This is a genomic window from Brevibacillus sp. SIMBA_040 (genome assembly GCF_046535075.1).
Classification (GTDB): domain Bacteria; phylum Bacillota; class Bacilli; order Brevibacillales; family Brevibacillaceae; genus Brevibacillus.
In genome coordinates, this window is the sequence record NZ_JAWRXI010000004.1 from 332742 (window position 1) to 351954 (window position 19213).

The window sequence follows — 19213 nt, forward strand, 5'->3', positions numbered from 1 at the left end:
CTATCCATGGATTTTTCCTCCCGCTACTCTAGGCAAATGCGTTTTGCTCCTATCGGTAGGCACGGTCAAGAGCTGCTAGCCCAAAAAAAGGTGGTAATCGTTGGTGCAGGTGCATTAGGCACGGTTCTCGCTAATCATATGGTACGAGCTGGAGTTGGATATATCCGCATCATTGACAGAGACTTCGTAGAAGAAAGCAATTTGCAAAGACAGATGCTCTATGATGAAGAGGATGCCCAGCAGCATCTGCCTAAAGCAATGGCTGCTGCCACAAAGCTTACAGCCATTAACTCCTCTGTCATTGTCGAAGGAATCGTAGCTGATGTACACGCGGGCAATGCCGAAGCCTTGCTTGCTGATGCAGATGTCATTCTGGATGGCTCTGACAACTTCCAGATTCGCTATATTATGAATGATGTCGCCATCAAGCATCAAATCCCTTGGGTATACGGCGGGGCGGTCAGCTCCCGTGGAATGTTTGCCGTAATCAGACCAGGAGCTACCCCTTGTTTTCGCTGCCTCTTCCCTCACGCTCCTACAGGAAGGGGAGAAACTTGCGATACAGTCGGTGTCATCGGACCACTTGTCTATGTCATCGCTTCGTACCAAGCCACAGAAGCGCTCAAGCTGTTGGTAGGAGCTATAGATCAGCTTAATCCGCATCTTGAGCAAATCGATTTATGGCAAAACGATTTTGATTCACTCCCTATCAGTCAGGGTAAAAATCCAAGCTGCACAGCCTGTGGACATCACCAGTTCGATTACCTCGATCTCCATGAAACAGGAGCAGAGGAGTTCATCACTCTCTGTGGTCGAGATACGGTACAAATTACTCCTGTTCAGCCATATACCGTCGATTTTTCCTCGCTTGCACAGCGCTTCACCGCTCTTGGGAAAGTGGAACAAAACCGATTCCTGCTGCGTTTTTATGTAGACGGCTACACCCTCGTCTTTTTTGCAGATGGACGTGTGCTTGTTCAAGGGACTTATGATACAGCTACTGCCCGGACACTTTATGCGAAATATGTTGGGCACTAATAGCAAAAAGGGCAATCCACTTTTAGCGGACTGCCCTTTTCCCATTCATCGTCTACGCAATTACTTCATTTCATTGATTTCCGCACGAATTTTTTCTACGAATTCGTCTACGGTCATCGCACCTTCGTCACCTACGCCGCGTCTGCGAACAGACAGGGTTCCATCCGCCATCTCTTTTTCTCCGATAACGAGCATATACGGGATTTTTTGTACTTGCGCTTCACGGATTTTGTAGCCGATTTTTTCATTGCGCGCATCAAGCTCGACACGGATACCGGCTGCTGACAGCTTCGCTTTTACTTCTTGTGCATATGGCACGTGCACTTCGCTGATGTTCATCAGGCGCGCCTGAATTGGAGTCAGCCATGTTGGAAATGCACCCGCATAGTGCTCAATCAGAATACCAATGAAACGCTCCATGGAACCATACATCGCACGGTGCAAGACAACCGGACGGTGTTTTTCATTGTCTTGACCTACATAAGTCAGGTCGAACTTCTCTGGCATCTGGAAGTCAAGCTGAATAGTACCACATTGGTGACGGCGTTTCAGCGCATCGGTGATTTGGAAGTCGATTTTTGGTCCGTAGAACGCACCGTCTCCTTCTTTGACCTCGTAAGGCATTTCCAAGTTCTCCAGCACCTTTTTCAAGGAGCTTTCCGCAGTTTCCCACAGCTCATCGGAGCCCATGGAATCCTCTGGACGAGTCGAGAGCGCTACGCTGTATTCGAAACCAAACACTTTGTAAATTTTGTCGATCAGTTGGATCATGCTCTTGATCTCGTCCTCGATCTGGTCAGGACGAACAAATACGTGGGCGTCATCCTGGCAGAAAGTCCGAACACGAAGCATACCGTTCAATGCGCCGGAATACTCGTGGCGGTGTACCTGACCAAATTCGGAATAGCGGATCGGCAGGTCGCGGTAGGAGTGCATCGCATTTTTGTAAATGAGCATGTGCCCTGGGCAGTTCATCGGCTTCAGTGCGTAAGTCGCGTTGTCTACCTCAGAGAAATACATGTTTTCTTTGTAGTGGTCCCAGTGACCAGATTCTTTCCAGAGACGCTCGTTCATGAGGAATGGAGAGCGTACCTCTGTGTACTCCGCCAGTTGTTGCAGGCGACGGGAGAATTGCTCCAGCTCGTTGCGAACAGTGAAGCCGTTTGGCAGGTAGAAAGGCATGCCAGGTGCTTCCTCGGAGAACATGAACAGCTCCAGCTCTTTACCCAATTTGCGGTGGTCGCGCTTTTTCGCTTCTTCGATGAAATGCAGATATTCATCCATCTCCGCTTTTTTCGGCCAAGCTGTTCCGTATACACGCTGCAGCACTTGGTTTTCTGATTTTCCACGCCAGTAAGCACCAGCCACGCTCATCAATTTGAATGCTTTGATGAAGCCAGTAGATGGCAAGTGCGGTCCGCGACAGAGGTCAAAGAATTCACCTTGCTCATAAAGAGTGATAGTGGAATCCTCAGGCAGATCACGAATCAGCTCTAATTTCAGGTGGTCGTTCATACCTTGGAAAATCTCGGTTGCTTCCGCACGGCTTACTACTTTACGGCGGATTGGCAAATCTTCCTTCACGATTTTTTCCATTTCCGCTTCAATTTTGCCGAGGTCTTCAGACGAAATAGAAACTGGAATGTCCATATCGTAGTAGAAGCCGTCCTCAATTACAGGACCGATACCGAATTTTACTTCACTGCCATAAATGCGTTTAACCGCTTGAGCCAGTAAGTGAGCTGTACTGTGGCGATATACTTCCACTCCGTCAGCAGAATCAAGTGTAACGATTTCAATCGCTGCATCTTCTTCCAATGGGGTATACAGATCTACTACTTTGCCGTCTTTTTTGCCGGCTACTGCTTTTTTCTTCAGGCTTGCGCTAATCGAGCCTGCAATCTCTTCGATGGTGATCCCAGCATCATACTGACGTACTGCGCCATCTGGGAAAGTTACGTTAATTTGTGCCACCTTGGATTCTTCCTTCCTGTATATTGATTTTGAGAAAATAAAAAAACACTCATCCCCAAAAAGGGACGAGTGTATTCTCGCGGTACCACCCTAGTTCAAGTCTGCTTCGAAAGACACGGTCGACAAAAAACATCGCCTGCAAGCAAACTCCTCAAGTCATTGTAACGGTATTTAACCGGCTAGCCGATAGTAAAAGCAAACCATGCTTCGTTCCCGACTGCTACTCGAAGGTGGTAGATCCATATGGGTTCGCAGCGAGCTTTCAGCCTAGTCCCGCCTCTCTATAGCGACCTTCATATTGTCCATGTCCTTCTCATCGTATTTGTAGGCATGTAAAGTTTTGTTGTTGCTATTATAGTTTAGTCGGATTGTGCACGTCAAGTACACGTCTTTGCGTCACACAAAGCCCACAGGAATGACAGGTGGTAAGCCGACTGTCAAAAATGCTGCGAATCGTTTGAGCCAGCCCCGGCTTTTCCACTGCCATGTGCAAAACAATGCTCTCAGGTGCAAGTGTAACCAAAGCGCTGACCAAATAGTCCTCTTCCCGACATTTTTGCTCGTCCATGCTCAGAACCGCATCCAGCTGATCGAGCCAAAGTCGATCCCCATTTTTATCATAAAGGTGGAAAGGTTTGTCCACACTAGGAATGACGTGAACAACTTCCTGCTTGGTTTCCTGAACAGCAATGAAATAACGAAGAAGCTCCACGAACTCCTGGTATTGCTTGTCTTCCAAGTATTCGTCGATGCTAGCCTCCACGAGTTCAAACAGATCATTCCAATGCTCTTGGAGACGAAACCGGACGAATCCGAGTACATTAATCGACCGTTCGTGCTCGAGGTAGTTAAATGCTTTGCGATAAACATTTGCCTTGCGGGTTGTTGCAGTCAACAAATCCCGCCCATAGAGGTCATCTTCCTGACACATGCGCTGAATGTATGGAAAAATCTCGATCCACTCTTCTTCAATCTGCTCGGCTTGCAACAAATCAGCTGCGATTTCCTCGAGGATTTCCGGGTCTTTTACCCGAATCACCCATTCAGCCAATGTGAGCGCTACAAAAGCTCTCGCCCACTCAATCGTCTGCGCATCATACTCCTGTTCGCACCAGCTTTGAAAGAAAAACAGGTGGTAGCCATCCTGCTCTTGCTCCTTGTATGTAATGCGCACTGGCGCCGTGTTGACCCGTTCCGTCATCTCGTTTACGATGGCGCGATACGTGCCACAATGCGCAGGGACATTCTCCAGCAATACGCGAAACGTCTGCATATCCATCCCCCCAACCGCAATTGTAGTTACAGTATATGTCCCGTTAGGAGCGATATACTTTTAAACGGTTGGAAACTACGGGAAGGTTGCAGAAAGTCATCAGATCAAGCGTTTGTTAAAATCATACATTCAAAAAAAACACGCCTCTCCCCCATGTTGTCCGCCTAGTGTCGGCGGAAACATGACAGAAAAGCGTGCTCCTTATCCTTAATTAGTTTTGCATGACAAAATCTCTCTCCGCCATCTCGCCGTCTTTAAATACGCGCAGGATGTCGTACTGAGTGTTGCGCTGTGCAGGGATTTTGCCTGCTCCGCGAATCAGCTCGAGAATTTGGTTTGTATTTACTTTGTGCGTACACGCTGCTGCGGATACCACGTTTTCTTCCATCATGGTTTGACCGAAGTCGTTTGCTCCATAAGACAGAGAAAGCTGTCCGTAGTGCGGGCCCATCGTTACCCACGAAGATTGGAAGTTTTCTACATTGTCTAGCATTAGTCGGCTAATCGCCAATGTCTTCAGATACTCTTCCGGCGTGTTGTTTACCGCTTTCATGTTGGTATTGTCAGGCTGGAAGGTCCACACAATAAACGCTTTGAAGCCGTTTGTCTCATCCTGTGCTTCGCGAATGCGCATCAAGGACAGTACGCGCTCTTCCATTTCCTCACCAAAGCCGATTACCATGGTAGCTGTACCAGGCAGGCCCGCGCGGTGTGCCGCTTTTTGCGTGTCAATCCACTCCGTCCAGGAGCCTTTCAGACGCGAAATTTTCCGGCGAGTGCGATCATCCAGAATTTCACCGCCAGCACCTGGCAACGAATCCAGTCCTGCTGCTTTCAGTTCCCCCAGAACGTCTTCGACGGTCATATTGGAAACTTCAGCAATTTTGATTACTTCCGCAACAGACAGGGAGTGCATGGTGATGTGTGGGAAACGTTCTTTAATCGCACGCAGCAGATCGGTGTAGTAATCCAGCTTCAGGTTTGGATTGGTTCCGCCCTGCATCAAGATTTCCGTTCCGCCTACATCTACTGTCTCCTGAATTTTTTGGAAAATGGTCTCTCTTGGGAGAACATATCCTTCTGGAGAACCGGGCGCTCGATAAAATGCGCAAAAGCGGCAGTACGTGTCACAAACGTTTGTGTAGTTCACGTTGCGGCTAATCACAAATGTTGCGATCGGATCAGGATGGTGCTTCAGCATCACTTGGTTAGCATAATGCCCAATTTTTTCAATATCGTTGCTTGCGAACAAGGCTAGGCCGTCATCTAGGCCCAAGCGCTCACCTTTCAAGGCACGTTCCAGTATGTTGTCGATCATAAGGATCACTCCTTGTACCATACGTAAATTCCACTCCACATGATATCACAATCCAAACACCCCGGCTATACCACAGGTGTCCGTCGAAGCGATCCCCAAACAAAAACAGCCCTGCTGATGGCAAGGGCTGTCTGTATATTCCAATGTCTTTTCTATTCGAATCCGATCGACTCATACACTTCCGGTTCCCAATAAATTACGGTTTGAGCGAGCGGCAGATTTGTTTCACGAGCTCCATTTGGCTGTCCGTTGAAGTAAATAATTTCCGTTACAGATACACGATCTCCGCGAACATCAATTTCCCCTGATAGCTGCAAGCTGGTCCCGTTTGGCGCATAGTAAACGACTTTCCCCGATCCCAATGTCTTCATGGGTTCCTCCCAATGCTGTTTGTCCTATTTTTCCATACTAATGGATAATCTTTCCTAGCGTCAATAAAAAACGAAGGACTAAACGACCACAATTTGACAACTGTACCAATCCTATTTACATTCATTCCCGTTTGCCTCTGAATAAAAACCGGGACAAAGTTACCATTTTCACAAATTTTCAAGCATGTAACCCAACCTAGGCGGCAACCGTATCTGTTATTGTTGTTACTTACTTCATGAAAGATTTTGTGCAGCATATGGGAGCCATCTGTCGGTCTTTGTTTGGACAAAGTGGCATAACCTAACTACAGAAACCCGAATCTTTCCTGTATAATCATAAACGAGAGGAAACGTCGTAAGGAGATGCTCATGCTCGAACAAATAACGCAACTTTTCATGAATTACGGAATATGGGGACTTTTTGGCATGGCATTTTTGGACTCGTTCATTAGTCCAATTCCACCTTTTTTTATGCAAATTGCGATGAGTCTGATCGATCCTGGGTCTGCACTCCGATATGCTACAGTCGCCTTCACTGCTTCGATACTCGGTGCGCCAATCGGTTACATACTGGGAAAATGGTTGGGGAAACCACTTTTGCAAAAGCTGCTCCCAGAAAAATGGGTTGTGCTGGCAACGGAGAAGTTTGCAAAAAACGGGGATGCCGCTGTCTTGATTGGCGCTTTTACCCCCATTCCCTTCAAGGTGTTTACCGTGCTTAGCGGTGTATTCAACTACTCGCTAACCAAACTGATGTTTTTCGCCATCGTGGGACGAGGCCTGAAATTTTTCCTCATCGGGACGCTGTTTCATTTCTATGGAAAACACGCCAAGGTGCTTTTGGATGAATATTTGGAGGTAACACTGCTTGGAGTAGCCGCTCTTGTTGCAATCGCCTGGTTCATTTGGAACAAACGGCGGAAGCGCTACGCAATGAAATAAAGGGACTAAAAAGCGCTCAAGCCCGCTAAAATCGCGGCAATGAGCGCTTTTCGTTTTTGTTCAGAAAACAAGGAAGAGAAGCTAACGCACTGTGGTTGAATTCAGGCTCTCCCATGCTTCAACCGAAACCGGTTGATACTCCATCAGCTCGGTGAAAAAATGAACATCGAGAAGCGGATCTCCCTGAACACCTCGCTTCTGCTGCGTCTGCAAATGCTTGTTTGCATAAAGCCGGGCAAGAATGTACTTGCGCACGTTTCCTTGGTTCACCGCCTGATCCTCCGCTTCATTCACAATGCAGCTGAGTGCATATATATCGACCATGTGATCAGCAAGCGACTTGAGCTTATAGCTCAAATAATCCGGCGATTGGCCCATCAGGTAGGCGATATTTTCTTCCAGTACAGTGAGCTCAGCTAGCACGAGCTGCCCAAACGGCTTCGATAATTCGTAACTCCAGCCTGTGACTCGCTCCCGAATCTTTTGAATAAAGACTTGATGGGCGTTCTCTTTTTGCATTACTCGCAACAGGTCCAACGCCAAAATATTGGAGGTACCCTCCCAAACAGTCAAAACTTGCGCATCCCGCAGCAAGCGAGGAGTCACATATTCCTCGATGAAGCCATTCCCTCCATGAATTTCGATGGCGGTGTGCGCCGCCTCGACTGCCTCCTCCCCTGTGCGATATTTCAGTATGGGGATGAGCAGCCGTGCAAATGCTAAATCTTCCTTTGTCACTTCGGCTGATTGCAACCGGTCATGAACCTGGAGCATATCAAAAATGGCTCCACTGCTTACCTCGACATCCAGCAAAAGCTGGATGAGCATTTGTCTCACCATTGGATACTGGTCAATCGGATGGCCAAATGCACGCCGCTCATGGGCATAATACTGTGCCTCGTACAATGCCCTACGCATAATCCCGATAGATGCGACTGCATTGCAGATGCGGGATAAATTCAATGCCTCTGCCATGTACTTGAAGCCATTCTCGGGCTGTCCGATCAGGTAGCCCTCTGCTCCTTCCAGCAGCACCTCGGCTGATGGCACTGCATTGACACCGAGCTTATCCTTCAGACGGCGGACCTGAATCTGGTTTTTCTCCCCATTCGGCTTGATCCATGGTACAAGAAAAAGTCCCAGCCCTTTTGTTCCAGACTTGTCAGCGTCGATTCTCGCAAGCACAGTCGCTACCATCGCACCTGCGTTACTCGCGAAAAATTTTTCACCCGTCAGTTGATAAACCCCCGGACGCTCCTCGACCGCTTGCGCCACCGTTACATTTGCCCCTACATCTGATCCGCCCTGTCGTTCCGTCAGCCATGTGGCTCCTTCATACAAGCGAGAGCGATCACTAGTGGTCAGACCCGATAAATATTGCTGCTTCTGCTCCTCGTCCCCATAGCGATCAATCAGATAGGCTGCTGACATCGTCAAGGTCACTGGGCAATAAAAGCCCGGCTCGGTCTGACTTACCAAATATCCCATCAGAAAAGAGTACGCATACGGAACGGTAGTGCCCAGCTCAGGAACAGGATGATAGAGATGACTTACGATCCCCGCCCCATATATATGGGCAACTGTCTCTTTGTAGCCTTCATTCGTGATGATCTCGGAAACGTCTTCGCCAAGCCGGTTGTATTTACGCAAAAGCGGCTTTCCCTCACGATCGGTAAAAGCTGCCCGTTCATCCATCGGACCTGCAACATAGGCGCCCAGCTCGGTTAGCTGGCTTTTTGCCCATTCGTGCATCGCGGCTGGCAAATGACGCGTAAGCAAGTACTCCAGATTTGGATCGGCCGTGTAAAAATTTTGCTCATTCGCCATTCTTGGGTGAGGGATATTGTCTCTGTACGTTCTACGGTCAATTTTAGACTGCAGACTGCTCATATCTACTCCACTCCCTGAAATGAATGTGATTCGCGTAAGCTATGCTTCAGCACCTTTCCACTTGAGTTGCGTGGCAATGCCGGGAGAACCACTACCTGGCGCGGCAGCTTGTAATCAGCCAAGCGCCCTCCCAAAAAGCTGCGAACCTCCTGGCTCCAATCCTGTCCAGGCTCCGCTTCTGCTCGCAAAACGACGTACGCCGTAATCGTTTCACCCCACTCTGGATGCGGCAAGCCAACAACCGCCACCTCCTGAATCGCAGGATGACGCTCCAGCAAAAGCTCGATTTCCTTTGGATAAACGTTGATGCCACCTGTGATCATGACGTCCTTTTTGCGATCTACAATCCACAAAAATCCATCCTCATCCACACGCCCAATATCCCCTGTATAAATCCAGCCGTCTCGCAGTGTCTCACTTGTCGCTTCGGGATTATTGTAGTAGCCCTTCATCGTTCCTTCTCCGCGCACACGGATTTCGCCCGCTTCACCGGCAGGGGTCTGTGCTCCGCGTTCATCTACTACTTCGATTTCTGCAAGCAGTACTCCACGATTGCCGATGCTTCCTACTTTTTCGGGGTATTCACGATGGAACAGACAAGTCCCCGTAGGTCCAGCCTCTGTTAATCCATAGACACACGTCAGCTTGTCACGTGAATAGGCCTGCTCCATGTGTGCAGCCATTTCTTGGGACAAGGGAGCACCTCCATAAATCCAGCGCTCCACAGAGGAAAGATCGTACTCATTGAACGCAGGGTGCTTCATCGTCAATAAATAGGCAACAGGTGCCCCAAAAAAATGTGTGATTTGGTGCTTTTGGGCAAGAGACAGCAGCAATTCCGGTGAAAAAGTGAGAGCGGTGACTTGGGTTGCCCCTAGCATCAGAGCTGGGATAAAGAAGAGGTGTAGAGGTGCAGAATGACTCAGTGGCATCAGCTGTAAAACCCGCGAACGGTGCGTCATGCCCATTTCGATCGACATCATTTTGGCTACTGTCAGCAGGCTGCGATGGGAAAACAAAACACCCTTGGGATGACCCGTCGTACCAGACGTATACAAAATGCTGACATCGCTGTCTTCGTTCGCCCAGTTTGCTTCAGGGTCGATACGATGGGCAGCAAGCTTTTCAGAAATGTTATCCAACTCCCAATTCGCCGTTCCTGTCCAATCGCCCTGACTTTTTCCGGTTTTTATCGCCACGAGCTTTCTATTCACCTCTACTAGCTCGTTAACTGCCGGGACCAGTGCTTCATGGACGACCAGTGCTTTTGCCTCAGCGTTCGCACAAATAAAACGAACTTCCTCCTGGGTCGAGCGAGCATTGATCGGGACCACTATCGCTCCTGAGCGAATGACGGCCATGTACATAAAGGCAAATTCCAAACAGTTTGGCATCATCACAACCACGCGATCACCAGGCGCAACGCCTTGTTCACGCAAATGGCAAGCCCACCCGTTGGATACATGATTCCACCTGGAGTAGCTGATTTCTTCGTCTCCCGCAATTAACGCTGGCTTATTCGGAAATTTGCGTCCATTTGCTGCCAGTAGAGCTGCTACATTCATCCGTCATCCTCCTAGTCTCTTCAAGCAATTTTTGTTCAAAGCTTTGCTTGTAGACGAGAATGTCTTCTCTTAGCTGCATGAGCTCGCTGATCTTCTCGTCAATCTCCGCCAGCTTCTGATTCCCATACTCAATCGTACGCATAAGCTGCATCCGGCCAGTGCGGTCTTCTGCAAACAATTCGATCATCTCGCGGATTTGATCCAGTGAAAAGCCAAATCGCTTGCCGCGTAGAATCAGTCGCAGCCTCGCACGGTCCCCGCGGCTGTAAAATCTGATCCCTCGCTCAGTTCGACCAGGCAAAATCAAGCCTAGCTCTTCGTAATAGCGTATTGTTCTGGTGCTGACATCCAATTCGTGAGCAAGAGCAGAGATGGGCCATGATTCTTGTCTACCACTATCTTCTCTGGTCATGTTTTGGAGGTCCTCCCGAAATATTTAGTAAAAATTCAGAAATAACTGATTATACATATTTTACCTGTCGTTTACGTTAACGTCAACTAAGCCTTCCTCCCACGGAAAAATTTCCCCAGTCAATCACCCATCTGCGGGTCGCCCATATATTGTAATTGTGAGTTTTACGAGGAGGTGAAGCAATGGCTGTCATCAAAGCAAACGCAAATGACGTTGCACTACTTGCACGGTTACTGCGTGCGGAGGCTGAAGGCGAAGGCGAGCTTGGCATGCTGATGGTGGGAAACGTCGGCGTGAACCGGATTCTCGGCAATTGTCTGGACTTTAAAAATATCCGTTCGATGAGTGACATGGTTTATCAATCGCCTGGGGGATATGAATCCGTCCAAAAGCCGTACTTTTATCAGCGTGCACGCGATCGCGAAAAACGTCTAGCCAAGCGTGCCATTAATGGAGAACGAACACATCCCGCTTCGAATGCCTTATGGTTTTACCGTCCGACAGGCAATTGCCCAGCTACCTGGTGGGATCAGCAAAACTCTGGTCGCTATAAAGCACACTGCTTCTTCGTACCAAAAGCATCAGAATGCCCACGCGTTTACTAGTAAGGATAGATAAAGGAGCGAGTTCATCATGAGTCAACAAATGCCATACCCTTCTTACCAACAATACGGGTATGATATGTACCAATCCACACAATTTCCAATGGGAATGCCTCAACAGCAGCAGCCATTTGGAATGCCTCAACAGCAACAGCCGCAATTGGTACCAATGCAGCCAAGCGGCGCCTGGATTCCGGGCATGCCCATCACTCCAGGCCAACTCGTAGAGGAATCGTATATCGAGAACATTTTGCGTTTGAATCGCGGTAAAGTCATCACTGTATATCAAACTTTTGAAAACAACAGTCAATGGAACGCTAAGATTTTCCGCGGCGTTCTGGAAACGGCTGGACGCGACCATATCATTTTGAGCGATCCTCAAACAGGAAAACGTTATCTGCTTCTCATGGTTAATACGGACTATATTACAGCAGATGAGGAATTGAACTACATTCCCCCCACTCTCCCACAAGGTATTCGTTAAGTACCGCTTGTAGGCAGCCTTTCTTCTTTTTCCTTTGAAGAAAGGCTGCCTCTTTTGTGTGTCCTGATCTTTGTTATAATAAAGAGCACGAAAATAAAAGCGGAAAAAGGATGACGAGCATTGGCATTCGGGGTAACTAGAGAGGAATTGAACAAGTGGAAGCAGGCGGTAATCCGGGAAGAGATCGCTTTTTTGACGCATTACTGGCTCGATCCACGCTTCCCAGAGGTAAAAACAGTCACAAAGGTAGGCTGCGCGAACCGTCAACGCTTAACGGAATGGTGCCACGCACATGGACTGAATCCCGTCTACATTCATGACCGCCCTCCTTTCCCCCATTTTGATCTGCTTGGTCCCCGGCAAAAGGAAATTTTGCAGCTGGAAGGGCAGTGGGATCAGCTAGAACGCTTTGGCTTACTTGACAGGTAGAGGGCAAATCCCCGTGTGAATGAAAAAAGACTGCCCATCGGCAGCCTATTTTCGTTTTTTCTCCTGATTGTATCCACGCTCACCATAAGGAGCGAGTTTTTCCAGCCATTTGTCTTCCAATTTTTCTAATTCATCCGCCTCATCAAAGAAAGGCACATCTTTCTTCTCCAATACTTCAAGCACCTCAAATTCAAATGCTTCCGGTCCAAATTCATTCCACTCTTTTTGCAAGGCACGGTTTGTATGCGAGCCATGCTGCAACATGAATTTTTTTCCATTCATTGTCTTTAGGTTACGGCTACTCGTGACAAAGATTTTCTCGTTCTTCGTATTTTTTATTTGATAGACGCCAGCTTCCGTCTTCACTTCTTTATACATCTGCTTCAGCTCTTGTTTTCGATTCATCGGTGCTACCTCCTGTTCCTCACTTCGTTCCTGCTCGTTCACCCAATATTGGCTGCCATCCGGCTTTCTATCTAGCAATGCATAATCGATTAAATATCTGCGCAACGTAACGTGATCTGCGTAAATGGCTTCGAGAATGGCATTTACTTCTTTTTCATTGTAAAAGCGCTCAGGGTCGAACCGCTCTGCAATTTGCCTCAAAACAAACAGTCGATGCTTATGCTTGCGTGGAAAACTAGCCAATGGACCATCTGTTCCTTCCGGGAAGTACTTGCTTGCAAGCATTGCCGCTTCCTTTTCCTCCATTGCTGCGGATGAGTCTGGAAGTTCCTTCGACGCCTTACTGCTTTTTACTCCCGACGATGCCGAGAAGGAGGTTTGTTTATCTGGTTCTCGAAGCAGCTCCATCATGACCAGAAACACCTTTGCTTGACGTTCCTTTTCTTTTAAGGCAAAACGGTGATTTCGGATCGTAGATGCACTTCCGATCCCCATTTCCGCCTGTACCTCGCTATCATTTTTTCCTTGGTAAAACAAACGCAAGAGACTCGTTTGATGATCGGACAAGCCTGTCAATCGTTTATCAAGCCTGCTCAGGTGATCAAAAACGGAACCGTGCTCCGTCTCGATATGGTGCCGCATAAAACGACCAGCATCGTATAATAACGCATCTACTGGATAAACGATCCCTTTTTCTACTGTTTGCCCACACAACAGGCACAGATAGTCGTGTTCTTTTTCCACGTAGCCGCGTTTCAGCTCTTCTACGGTTGCACTCCAGAACTGTTCATTCACATTCATTTTACAAACACAACCTTCATTCGTTTGTTTAACTATAGATATTTTATCATTACATCTATTTTTAGTCAAACAAAAAAGCCCCCTGTCTATAATCGCGCAGACAGAAGAGCTTTTCGTTTATCTTTCGTTCGCTTGCAGTACCAGACTTTTTTCTGCCATCTCTCTCAGAAACTCCCGGCGATCTCCCATCCAAAAACGACCGGCCGTTGCTTCCCTTCGCTGACGATAGCGAATCGCCAGCCGATTGACTAAACGATTGATCTCCAGATGCTGCGTTTCATCCATAGTAAATCGAACAGCGTATTCGTAGTAATCCTGCTCCCACGAAGTGGTACGCACGACATGCCCGTACATTTTTAATGGCTGCCCACACATCTCTGTCTCGAATTGAAGCACCAGCTGATCGTTTGCAGGCATTTTTAAATGGGAGAGAAAACGCAAGCCACCTGCTCCTATATCTTCAATCAAAACTGTCGCACTTCCAATTTCCATTGTCTTTCCTTTTACCAGTACAATAGTCATTTCGGCGCAGAGGGCGTGCTCCAGCTTCAGTCGAAAATATTCTCGTTGTTGTCCCTCTGTTACGACAGTCAATTTTGCTCACCTTCCTAAAATAAAGACGCCGTACTAAAGGCGCCTTTATTTATTTTTTCTGCTTCTGATAATGCATTTCCTTCAAGGTTACATTGGAATTTTCCCATAGCTCTCTTTGGTCATGCTCGATCGAGTCATTCCGTTCCAGTCGGAAGAGGAGTTTGACGAGAAACCAAACAATCAAGAGGAACCCAAAAAAGATCACGAGCGTTAAATAGATCATACCTGTAACCCCCTCCCTTTTTCTTACATGATATGGGAGGGAACAAAAAAAGATTACCAGTTGTGGCAAAAATGTGACGTTTTATAATAGCGCTATCATTTTAGAAAGGAGTCGTGCTTCTCGGTTTTTCACTGACAAAGAACAGTCTGTCCAGCTTTGGTACCGCCTCGACTTCATCAATGTCAACCAGTCCATACGAATACAACTTGCGGAAGCTCACTGCTCCCATCACCAGTGATGAGAAATCGGAAATATCCATAGCAACACTTACTTCCGCCTCTCCATCCTCTACCAGCTGCGAACGCCCTTCACTGAATCGGATGAGCCAGCTTCCGGCATTCTCAGGCAAAAATGAATCTCGAATGGACAAGCGCAGCGTCACCTGCTCCGTCCCAAAGGATGGCTGAGTAAGCTTGGAGAAAAAGCCTGGCACATCAATAACGCGATACATCAGTCCGACTCCAGATACGTTGCTCTCATGATAAACACTCGGAAGGAGGTTGTCAGTGCCGTTCCCCGGATCGGATAAGAGGACGTGAAAATCTTCGTCGGCAGTGGTCAGAACAATTCGCTGAATTTGATCCGCCTGACTGTGCAAAAAGGAGAGCAGTTGGCCGAACGCTTGGACGCGACTCATACAGAAACTCTTTGACCACCAGATCATTGAAAATTCGGTTTTCCTCGTGAGCTCGCTGGAATTGGAAGGCGAGATAGCCCCCTAGACGTCCATCGTTTTTATAGCCCACAGTCACTAGCTCCGGCTGCTCCATAAACTTCTTCAGCTCTTGATCAGTTTTTCTGATCATTCCGTGTGTTTGCCGGACAATGCGATGATAGCAGGCTAACATTTCTTCCCTATTTTCCATACCTAAGTAAACAATTTTGTCTTTGCTACTAAATGGCAAACTGGAGGGCTTTATCCGGTATTGATTGATTTTGGTTCCTACCCCGAAGCCCATCTGCTTGTAAAAATCGACGCGGAACGGATAAAGCGAGACGAGACTGACTCCACGCTCCCGATAGCTGCCCAGGAAGCCTTCCAGCATCGTTTTTGCTACCTTTTCTTTTTTATGCAAAAGATCTACCGCTACCATACCGATTCCGCCGGTAAGCATTTGGGTTCCATGTACGTTCATGGACAGATCATGCCACTTCATAATGCCAATCAGCTGGTCATTCCGATAACACCCGTGAAAGCTGACGTTTGGATCGTTTTCCAGAGTGTCTTTCACACGCTCACTAAAACGCTGGGCATTCTCTGATGCCAAGAGATTGCTGCCTGGATACGCCATTGCTGCAATTCTGACAACCTCGCTGACTTCCTCAATTGTAACGGGGCGAATCTCTTCCATCGATCATTGCACTCCTGTCTGTTGAAATAGTGGAATACTATAATCTACTTACAGAAAATAGTAACGAATCAGAGCACATTTAGGCAATAAGAAATTTGTATTTTCTGGTAATTTGTGTATGGAATGTGGCAGACCTATGTGGAATGTCTTATGGATGCCTTTTATTTTGGCACCTGGTAGATTTCTGCAGGCGTGGCTGCGGTCCATTGCTCTACCGATAAGGACGGATGGCTGTTGATAAACGCTTGGACCATTCGGTAGCCCTCACTGTAACCAAAGGCCAGGGGCAGCTCGTCGCCACCAAACATGATTCTTTGCATGAATGGGTAGTTTGTCGAGTGTAGATTTTGTTCGATGATTTTTCGGTTTCCCGCTTGTTCCTCCCCGTATACTGGCAGGCTTGTCGCGCCAGGATAAAGCATGCTTTGAAAAGCAACTGCCTTCCCTTCAAACACAAGATAATCCAATAAGGTCAATGGCTTTGATCGATCATAATAGCTGCTCGTCCATGCACTATGATGATATTCGTGGACCACGGTGCTGGCAAGCTCCTCCATGTCTTTGTACAGATACTGATTGTACAAAATGAGAATTTTGCCTGAGCCCACCGTATATGCCCCTGAAGTTTCGATCAAGTCAGTAGGTAAGACACAAACATTTGTTATGGGTGGTCCCTTTAGGTAGGCTTGCGACTTGATTAACGCGTCTTTGATCGTATTCATAGCATCGGGCTTTTCAAGTAGTTCCATCGCTTTATCCAATCGTTTGAAATTCGTAGGTGGATTTTCTCGGATGCTCTGGATGATGCCGATATATTCGCCCTTGTCGAAGCAAACGCTCCAAGCGGGTTGAAAGACGGTCTCATCATACAGGCTTGAAAGATTCGCTGCATGATTTTCATTTGCTTTCGTCATGTAGTTTCTTAGCGCAGACTGTAGGCGAATAATATGAAATTCTTTCTTTTCCCCATCCCCATCGATTGTAAAGCTATCTGTGACAAAAGGAGAGTTTTTGGTCTCCTCCATTGGCTTGTCGTACGTACAGGCAGCACTCAAGATGGCTACAGCCACTAGGATGATGGATAGTGACCATCGCTTCATAAAAACCCCGCAGCTACTCACTTGGATCACCTCTACCTCTTGTACGCATGAACCGCCGAGAAAGTTGCTTTCTTTTCCTGCACTGATAATTATTCCCACAAAAAAGCGTCAGCCATAAGCCGACGCTTTTTCTCTAGTTCTCTCTTGCAGGCTGTCTCTGTGCTTTGGCGATGACAAGCGACAAAAAGAGCGTGCATACAGCCAAAACAAGTGAACCAATAAATACGACATGGACCCCAGATGCGAGAACATCCCTGATTTGCACAAGCTGTTCGGCAGGAATATTCCCTGTTTCAAACGATGCCCCGAGATTGCCATGCCCAGTGCCTACAGTCATGAGGTTGAACATCATCCCAAATACGGCAGCTCCAAAGGTTTGGCTAAAGGTACCGGTAAACGTATTGAGCGCCACTGCTGTTCCTCGTTTGTCTACTGAAACAGAAGCCTGGATTTTCACCATCACAATCGGACTGATCAGACCCATGCCCAAGCCAATCAAGCCCACTGCCAGATAGATGAGGTAACCGACAGAATGTGAAGCGAGCAAAGTCAGCAGGACCCCTGCAATCGTCAGGACAGCTGTTCCCATAGTAATTAACTGCTCTGCACGCAGCTTGCCCAGTAAATTACCAGACAGGACTGCGCCAATTGTCCAGCATACCGGCATCGGCATGAGAACAAAGCCTGCCATCGTTGCACTTTCTCCCAAAACACCTTGGCTCCAAATCGGCAAGTACACTACCATGCTGATCACAATCCCGTTTGTTAACAGGGTAAGTAAGTTAATCAGCATCACGTTCCGATTGGTCAAAAGCGAGAGCGGGATAAGTGGCTCTGGCGATTTTTTCTCCACAGATACGAAAATCAGGAATGTAACCAATGCAAATACAATCAAGGAAATCGTAACCGGACTCAGCCACGACTGATTCTGGCTACCAGTCAACAGCGCATACAACAGCGCAATCGTACCTACTGTAAAAATAAGAGCACCGGGATAATCAATATGTCGCTTCGCTTTAACAGCCAGCTTTTCTTTATAGAGCATCACGATCATCAAAAACGACACCAGCCCAAATGGCAGGTTAAGCAGGAAAATATAACGCCAGGTCAGCGTATCGACCAAAAATCCTCCGACCAATGGACCTGCAACACCTGAAAGCCCCCAAACCGCGCTAATCCATCCTTGGGCTTTCGCTCTTGCTGTTTGCTCCGTATACAAATCGCCGATAATTGTCATCGTAATCGGCATTACTGCCCCTGCACCTAGTCCCTGAATAGCCCGGTATACAATCAGCTGCTCCATGGACATCGCTACACCACAGAGGGTAGATCCTACCAGAAAGATTCCGATTCCTGCCAAAAAAACATTTTTACGACCGAACAAATCAGCCAGCTTTCCATAGATCGGAGCAGATACTGCGGTAGCCAGCATGTAAATCGCATACACCCAGCTTACCTGCTCAAATCCTAACAGGTCACTCGTAATGCGTGGCACAGCCGTACTCACGATTGTTCCTTCCATGGCGGCCAGGAAGGTCGAGAGCATTAGCGCCATCATAATTTTTCCCCTCATCTTGCTCTCCTCTCTAGCTCTTCCAAGATCACGATCCAAAAAAGCATTGTCATAGTATACCACACAATTTCTTTTACTTGTTGTTCGTCTGCCAAACAAAAAGCCTCTGCTTGTCCGATGCCAAGCGAGGCCTTCTGCTCTTTTTGTTCAAACGAGTCCAGCTAATCTTTTTATGGCCATAAACACTTGCTCATAGTAATGTGCCTCATGCGGAACGAAATCAGCCTGCGCCACTTTGCACTCTGTGTCGGTGGCTTTTCCCTTCTCATCCACCAAAAAGCCAGCTGCCATAACCTCTGCCAGCTCTCCGGCAAAAAGCTGCTCCAATGGCGCAAGTCGCACCCACAGTAAACCAGTGACTTCTTCCTCTTGTATTACATAATCATCTAAAGGCTGCTCGCATGCAAACACAAACGTATGACACATTTCTTTATCGATAATTCCCGGCGAGCTCATCACATCACGAATCATCCCGATCTCGCTGAGCTGCTCAAATCGCACCGACAATCCTAGCTCCTCGTATAGCTCACGAACTCCCTCACTCGGCTGTTCGGATGCGATCAAATGTCCCGCTGAAGTGATATCGAGCAAATTCGGACAAGTGTCCTTTTGCGGATGCCTTTTCTGGAACAGGACTTCTACCTGCCCTTCGACAACCCGATAAATCCAGCAATGAAAGGTTTGGTGCCACAGTCCCAGGCGATGAACCTCGCTGCGTGCCTCCACTCCGATGTGCTGTCCAGCTTCATCGAATACATCCAGCTGTTCTACCTTCATGAACTCATTCCACCTTATTTCCTCATCTGTTGCTCGTTTACATCCTCTTACATTCCTGATTCAGGTGGAATTCTCCTCCCATGCAAAAAG

20 protein-coding genes are annotated in these 19213 nt (G+C 47.7%); 5 read left to right on the forward strand and 15 right to left on the reverse strand.

The annotated features are described in order from the left end of the window. Positions 1-6 precede the first annotated feature (6 nt). The gene (locus SB752_RS09490) at positions 7-1038 is read left to right on the forward strand and encodes a ThiF family adenylyltransferase (RefSeq protein ID WP_410715411.1); all 1032 of its coding nucleotides are present in this window, start codon (positions 7-9) and stop codon (positions 1036-1038) included. Positions 1039-1098: 60 nt separating this feature from the next. Here the strand turns inward: SB752_RS09490 and thrS are convergent, their stop codons facing one another. The 4 genes from thrS to SB752_RS09510 all read right to left on the reverse strand — a co-directional run bounded on the left by thrS (position 1099) and on the right by SB752_RS09510 (position 5974). Beyond that, complete coding sequence (gene thrS, locus SB752_RS09495; RefSeq protein WP_410715412.1) at positions 1099-3012, reverse strand: threonine--tRNA ligase; 1914 nt, start codon at positions 3010-3012, stop codon at positions 1099-1101. Positions 3013-3364: 352 nt separating this feature from the next. Next, positions 3365-4285: a sporulation protein YtxC gene (ytxC, locus tag SB752_RS09500; protein ID WP_410715413.1), complete on the reverse strand. Its 921-nt coding sequence runs from the start codon at positions 4283-4285 to the stop codon at positions 3365-3367. Between the two features lie 211 nt (positions 4286-4496). After that, a complete protein-coding gene (gene mqnC, locus SB752_RS09505; RefSeq protein WP_410715414.1) occupies positions 4497-5603 on the reverse strand; it encodes a cyclic dehypoxanthinyl futalosine synthase in 1107 nt (368 codons plus the stop codon). Positions 5604-5755: 152 nt separating this feature from the next. Then, entirely contained in the window at positions 5756-5974 is a 219-nt protein-coding gene (locus tag SB752_RS09510) for a hypothetical protein (protein WP_410715415.1), read from the reverse strand. Between the two features lie 369 nt (positions 5975-6343). Between SB752_RS09510 and SB752_RS09515 the strand changes: the two genes are divergently transcribed. Then, positions 6344-6916, forward strand: a complete 573-nt coding sequence (locus SB752_RS09515; RefSeq protein ID WP_410715416.1) for a YqaA family protein — start codon at positions 6344-6346, stop codon at positions 6914-6916. An 81-nt stretch (positions 6917-6997) separates the two neighbouring features. On the opposite strand, the gene SB752_RS09520 is transcribed toward SB752_RS09515, so the two are convergent. From SB752_RS09520 to SB752_RS09530, 3 genes are read right to left on the reverse strand one after another with little or no spacing between them, the layout of a single operon-like run. Further along, positions 6998-8806 carry an acyl-CoA dehydrogenase family protein gene (locus tag SB752_RS09520; protein ID WP_410715417.1) on the reverse strand — a complete coding sequence of 603 codons (1809 nt, stop codon included), beginning with the start codon at positions 8804-8806 and terminating at the stop codon, positions 6998-7000. A gap of 2 nt (positions 8807-8808) precedes the next feature. Further along, positions 8809-10371: a class I adenylate-forming enzyme family protein gene (locus SB752_RS09525; RefSeq protein WP_410715418.1), complete on the reverse strand. Its 1563-nt coding sequence runs from the start codon at positions 10369-10371 to the stop codon at positions 8809-8811. Further along, complete coding sequence (locus SB752_RS09530) at positions 10322-10783, reverse strand: MerR family transcriptional regulator (RefSeq protein WP_410715419.1); 462 nt, start codon at positions 10781-10783, stop codon at positions 10322-10324. The genes SB752_RS09525 and SB752_RS09530 overlap by 50 nt, the downstream gene beginning before the upstream one ends. 182 nt (positions 10784-10965) lie before the next feature. Here SB752_RS09530 and SB752_RS09535 point away from each other — a divergent pair, with 182 nt between their 5' ends. The 3 genes from SB752_RS09535 (at position 10966) to SB752_RS09545 (ending at position 12298) form a co-directional block, all read left to right on the forward strand. Further along, entirely contained in the window at positions 10966-11388 is a 423-nt protein-coding gene (locus SB752_RS09535) for a cell wall hydrolase (protein WP_103105719.1), read from the forward strand. Positions 11389-11416: 28 nt separating this feature from the next. Beyond that, positions 11417-11869: a spore coat protein GerQ gene (gene gerQ, locus SB752_RS09540; protein ID WP_410715420.1), complete on the forward strand. Its 453-nt coding sequence runs from the start codon at positions 11417-11419 to the stop codon at positions 11867-11869. Between the two features lie 120 nt (positions 11870-11989). Next, positions 11990-12298 (forward strand): hypothetical protein, encoded by a 309-nt coding sequence (locus SB752_RS09545; RefSeq protein ID WP_410715421.1) that lies wholly within the window; start codon positions 11990-11992, stop codon positions 12296-12298. A gap of 45 nt (positions 12299-12343) precedes the next feature. Here the strand turns inward: SB752_RS09545 and SB752_RS09550 are convergent, their stop codons facing one another. The 8 genes from SB752_RS09550 to SB752_RS09585 form a co-directional block, all read right to left on the reverse strand. Continuing rightward, complete coding sequence (locus SB752_RS09550) at positions 12344-13504, reverse strand: DUF2087 domain-containing protein (RefSeq protein WP_410715422.1); 1161 nt, start codon at positions 13502-13504, stop codon at positions 12344-12346. A 117-nt stretch (positions 13505-13621) separates the two neighbouring features. After that, positions 13622-14098 (reverse strand): PilZ domain-containing protein, encoded by a 477-nt coding sequence (locus SB752_RS09555; RefSeq protein WP_410715423.1) that lies wholly within the window; start codon positions 14096-14098, stop codon positions 13622-13624. A gap of 49 nt (positions 14099-14147) precedes the next feature. Beyond that, positions 14148-14321 carry a hypothetical protein gene (locus SB752_RS09560; protein WP_212964548.1) on the reverse strand — a complete coding sequence of 58 codons (174 nt, stop codon included), beginning with the start codon at positions 14319-14321 and terminating at the stop codon, positions 14148-14150. 100 nt (positions 14322-14421) lie between these two features. Then, on the reverse strand, positions 14422-14772 hold the full coding sequence (locus SB752_RS09565) for a sterol carrier protein domain-containing protein (RefSeq protein WP_410715424.1): 351 nt from the start codon (positions 14770-14772) through the stop codon (positions 14422-14424). A gap of 52 nt (positions 14773-14824) precedes the next feature. Continuing rightward, on the reverse strand, positions 14825-15673 hold the full coding sequence (locus tag SB752_RS09570; RefSeq protein WP_410715425.1) for a GNAT family N-acetyltransferase: 849 nt from the start codon (positions 15671-15673) through the stop codon (positions 14825-14827). A 161-nt stretch (positions 15674-15834) separates the two neighbouring features. Further along, positions 15835-16872, reverse strand: a complete 1038-nt coding sequence (locus tag SB752_RS09575) for a DUF2268 domain-containing putative Zn-dependent protease (RefSeq protein ID WP_410715426.1) — start codon at positions 16870-16872, stop codon at positions 15835-15837. A 34-nt stretch (positions 16873-16906) separates the two neighbouring features. Beyond that, on the reverse strand, positions 16907-18346 hold the full coding sequence (locus SB752_RS09580) for an MDR family MFS transporter (protein ID WP_410715427.1): 1440 nt from the start codon (positions 18344-18346) through the stop codon (positions 16907-16909). 147 nt (positions 18347-18493) lie between these two features. Continuing rightward, complete coding sequence (locus SB752_RS09585) at positions 18494-19123, reverse strand: NUDIX hydrolase (RefSeq protein ID WP_410715428.1); 630 nt, start codon at positions 19121-19123, stop codon at positions 18494-18496. Between the last annotated feature and the right edge of the window lie 90 nt (positions 19124-19213).

Coding starts and splice junctions, on each gene's coding strand:
- ytxC (WP_410715413.1), bottom strand. CDS start 4,285: ATGCAGACGTTTCGCGTATTGCTGGAGAATGTCCCTGCGCATTGTGGC.
- SB752_RS09525 (WP_410715418.1), bottom strand. CDS start 10,371: ATGAATGTAGCAGCTCTACTGGCAGCAAATGGACGCAAATTTCCGAAT.
- SB752_RS09585 (WP_410715428.1), bottom strand. CDS start 19,123: ATGAAGGTAGAACAGCTGGATGTATTCGATGAAGCTGGACAGCACATC.
- SB752_RS09490 (WP_410715411.1), top strand. CDS start 7: ATGGATTTTTCCTCCCGCTACTCTAGGCAAATGCGTTTTGCTCCTATC.
- SB752_RS09550 (WP_410715422.1), bottom strand. CDS start 13,504: ATGAATGTGAATGAACAGTTCTGGAGTGCAACCGTAGAAGAGCTGAAA.
- SB752_RS09515 (WP_410715416.1), top strand. CDS start 6,344: ATGCTCGAACAAATAACGCAACTTTTCATGAATTACGGAATATGGGGA.
- SB752_RS09535 (WP_103105719.1), top strand. CDS start 10,966: ATGGCTGTCATCAAAGCAAACGCAAATGACGTTGCACTACTTGCACGG.
- SB752_RS09580 (WP_410715427.1), bottom strand. CDS start 18,346: ATGAGGGGAAAAATTATGATGGCGCTAATGCTCTCGACCTTCCTGGCC.
- SB752_RS09570 (WP_410715425.1), bottom strand. CDS start 15,673: ATGGAAGAGATTCGCCCCGTTACAATTGAGGAAGTCAGCGAGGTTGTC.
- SB752_RS09530 (WP_410715419.1), bottom strand. CDS start 10,783: ATGACCAGAGAAGATAGTGGTAGACAAGAATCATGGCCCATCTCTGCT.
- SB752_RS09565 (WP_410715424.1), bottom strand. CDS start 14,772: ATGTATCGCGTTATTGATGTGCCAGGCTTTTTCTCCAAGCTTACTCAG.
- SB752_RS09510 (WP_410715415.1), bottom strand. CDS start 5,974: ATGAAGACATTGGGATCGGGGAAAGTCGTTTACTATGCGCCAAACGGG.
- gerQ (WP_410715420.1), top strand. CDS start 11,417: ATGAGTCAACAAATGCCATACCCTTCTTACCAACAATACGGGTATGAT.
- SB752_RS09560 (WP_212964548.1), bottom strand. CDS start 14,321: ATGATCTATTTAACGCTCGTGATCTTTTTTGGGTTCCTCTTGATTGTT.
- SB752_RS09520 (WP_410715417.1), bottom strand. CDS start 8,806: ATGAGCAGTCTGCAGTCTAAAATTGACCGTAGAACGTACAGAGACAAT.
- mqnC (WP_410715414.1), bottom strand. CDS start 5,603: ATGATCGACAACATACTGGAACGTGCCTTGAAAGGTGAGCGCTTGGGC.